At 42.3% G+C, this 3,257-nt stretch carries 3 protein-coding genes; 1 reads left to right on the forward strand and 2 read right to left on the reverse strand.

Annotated features, from left to right (window positions below; genetic code table 11):
* Positions 1 to 409: 409 nt before the first annotated feature.
* Positions 410 to 1,042 (forward strand): DUF2284 domain-containing protein, encoded by a 633-nt coding sequence (locus tag FWF39_RS12135; RefSeq protein WP_343383697.1) that lies wholly within the window; start codon positions 410 to 412, stop codon positions 1,040 to 1,042.
* A 308-nt stretch (positions 1,043 to 1,350) separates the two neighbouring features.
* Here FWF39_RS12135 and FWF39_RS12140 read toward each other — a convergent pair whose 3' ends face one another.
* Positions 1,351 to 1,809 (reverse strand): NUDIX hydrolase, encoded by a 459-nt coding sequence (locus FWF39_RS12140; protein ID WP_343383698.1) that lies wholly within the window; start codon positions 1,807 to 1,809, stop codon positions 1,351 to 1,353.
* Between the two features lie 160 nt (positions 1,810 to 1,969).
* A partial coding sequence (locus FWF39_RS12145) for an FtsX-like permease family protein (protein ID WP_343383699.1) occupies positions 1,970 to 3,257 on the reverse strand: 1,288 nt, incomplete at its 5' end.

The raw sequence follows: 3,257 nt of genomic DNA on the forward strand, positions 1-3,257 counted from the left end.
ATAAAGTGTGTTGTTCACATTTCGATGGGAACCAGATATCACTAAACTTAAAAAAGAGAAAGAGGGAAAATTAGCGAGAAAGAGCGAGTGCTTATGGCGATATCGCCATGAACGGTGAGGTTCGAATCCCACCTACTCGGTAGTTACACAGGGAGTTTGTCCCACACCCAACACATCCATAACAATAAATATCTCCGAGTCATCAATCACATACTCCCAAACGTGCTAAATAAGGCAAAAACATTTTGACGACACTGTCGGCAAAATTGATAACAAAATATGGAAAAAGTTGGTTGAAAAAATTAACAGACATTTGGAAAACAGAAAAATAAACACACCAACAAAACCACTAAGAGAATAAACCTTAAACATCACACACAAACAGTCCTAGTCAGAGACCGGGAAACACATGTCTAAAAATAACGCCGAAGAATACAGTTTTCTCATCAAATTAGCCCTCGAAAAAGGTGCATCAGACGCAAAAATCATATCCACCAACAAAATTGTCGTTGAAGACCGCGTAGTCCTCAAATGCAAAATCGGCTGCAACCACTACGGAAAAACCCTCGCCTGCCCACCCTACACACCCACAGCAGAACAATTCCGCAAAATCGTCTCAGAATACAGCTACGCCCTACTCATAAAATTCACCACCAACATCCACGCAGACCCAGAAATCTACAAACACCTCCTAACCTACCAAACTGACCCCACCATACCCCAAACCATCAAAGAGAAAACCGCAAAATTCTGGCAAGACTGGAAAAACGACAAACATAAAATACTCCAAATAATGGTGGATTTAGAGAAAGCCGCCATGAAACAAGGCTACAGCCTAGCAGTATCTTTTGTTTCAGGGCACTGCCAACTATGCGAGAAATGCAACACCAAAACAGGAATTTGCCGACACCCAGAACTGGCACGCTGGTCAGAGGAAGCCGTAGGCATCAACATGAAAAAAACCACCGCTAACGCAGAAATAGAGGTTACATTTCTCTCGACCAAAACAGCAGATTCATTTACCATTTTACTCATAGACTAAACTTGAATAAGCCTCGTCATCAAGATAGATTCAACCAATTGAACGTTTTTATCTCTAACAAATTTGGGTGGTATCATGAAGTATTTTAATAATTAATAGTTGATGGCTTTTGTTAGTTTTTGATGTTAAGTTATATATTATGTCAAAATTCGTTAGTTCAATCATAAATTTTTGGTTCAGGAGAGACATATCACTCTACTCAACTTATGACACAACAAAAAAAGAGAAAAAGGGGTTAAGCGAAAAAATTTGTTAATGGCGATGTCGCCATGGGGGGTTTAGTGCGAATCCCACCCCCGGTATTTAACCTAAGAAACGGCTTTGACAAAAGAGTTGGCCTTTACCAGTTTTTCTTTATTCTTATCAAAGAAGCGGCGAAAAGAAGGTGTTAACTCATATGATTCTACTTCCTCTAAGGGTACCCATCGGAGTTCTGCGGCATCGCTTGCCGCGGCGATATTACCACATCTAACCTGCACAAGGTAGTCAACTATGACATAGTGATATCTGATTTTGCCCTCTGTATCCCAATCCACTTGACTTATCACATCTACAAGTAGGGGCTTTTCCACATCTAAACAGGTTTCTTCTTTGGCTTCGCGGATGACTGCTTCCTCGTTGGATTCGCCAAGTTCCACTAACCCACCGGGGACGGTCCATTTACCCCTAGCCGGTTCATTATCGCGTTTAATAAGTACGATTCGTTGATCCTCTACGATGACAATTCCAATTCCCACTGCAGGCTGATCAGGATAGAGCCGCTTCAAGCAGAACACCTGTTGTTTAATGTTGCTTCCTCTTTAAAACTTCTACGGATCACAAACAAACAAAGAAATGCACTATATTTTTTGTTCTATTTTTTAATTTGAATTTAGAAAGCAGTTGTTGATAAAAATTTGGATAAAAAATAAAAATAAAAAAGGTTGTTTATTCGTATCTGAGTGCGTCTACTGGTTTTAGTTTTGATGCCCGCCATGCGGGGTAGAGTGCAAAGATGACGCTGACGCCTATGCCAAAAACCAGTGCTCCCACGAAAACAGTGGGGGTTAATAGTGGTGTTATGGCAAATGCACCGCTTCCGCCGCCGACTCCGACACTGAATGCTCCTGAGCCAAGTACTTCTGCGACGACAACTGCTAAGCCCCAGCCCAATCCAATGCCGGCTAAAGCACCGATTAAGCCGATGATGACTGATTCACCGAGAAATATTGCCAGTACACTTCTGCTTTTCATGCCTAGTGCTTTGAGGATACCAATTTCTCGAGTGCGTTCAATCAATGATACTATCATGATGTTCATTATGCCTATGCCTGCAACTAGTAGTGAAATCGCTGCGATGCCGCCTAGGAATAGTTGGATTGTACTAAACACTGAAGAGATCAAATCTAGAATTGTGGTTGCTGCAGTGACGCTGACTTGGTTGTTGAAATGAGCAGTTATTGCGTTAGAGACATTAGTTATGGTGGCGTTGTCGCTTTCCTTTAGGATGACAATTATTGTGTCACATTGCTCGGTTCCAAAGAATTCTTCAGCTTTTTCGATGGGGATATAGACGCCTGTATCTGAGGGTCCACTTAGACTAATGCCGCCGACTTTTTCCAATACTCCCGCAACGACGGCGGTGTATTTTTCATTAACTGGTGGCAATACAGTGGCGTTAACCCATGAGACATTGACTAAATCGCCTACACCAAAGAATACTGTATCATTTTTGGGTGATTTGATGACGTTGCTGCCTACTACAATTTGGATGTCTATTGGGTCGGTGGGTATGTATCCGGTTTCTGCTGTAAAGGTTGAGTAAACCTTGGCATAATCATTAAAATCTACCCCATAGAGCATAACTGAGCGAACAAAATCACCCGATTGGACCCGTCCACTACGACTCATAATCGCTATAGTCATATCTATATCGGGTGAGAGCGCGTTTATTTCTTTGGTATAATTGGTGTAGAGACTAAAGCCCGTGCCGCTGCTACCTTGACCAAATCCGCCTATGCCTTCGTCGTCTCCGCTGTTAGCTCTCACAATTAGGGTATTGGCTGATAAACCTTGATTGAGCTGATCAGTTAAGGTTACCTGCAAACCTTGTGTTATTGAGAGCAGTGCTACGATGGCTGCTATGCCTACGATTACACCTAAAGTGGTTAGTGCGGCGCGTAGTTTGCGGAGTTTGATTGCGTTGAAGGAGTATCCAAATACGTCTGTGGTTTTC

Origin of the sequence: Candidatus Bathycorpusculum sp., assembly GCF_009778815.1 — an archaeon.
Lineage (GTDB): Archaea > Thermoproteota > Bathyarchaeia > Bathyarchaeales > Bathycorpusculaceae > Bathycorpusculum > Bathycorpusculum hydrogenotrophicum.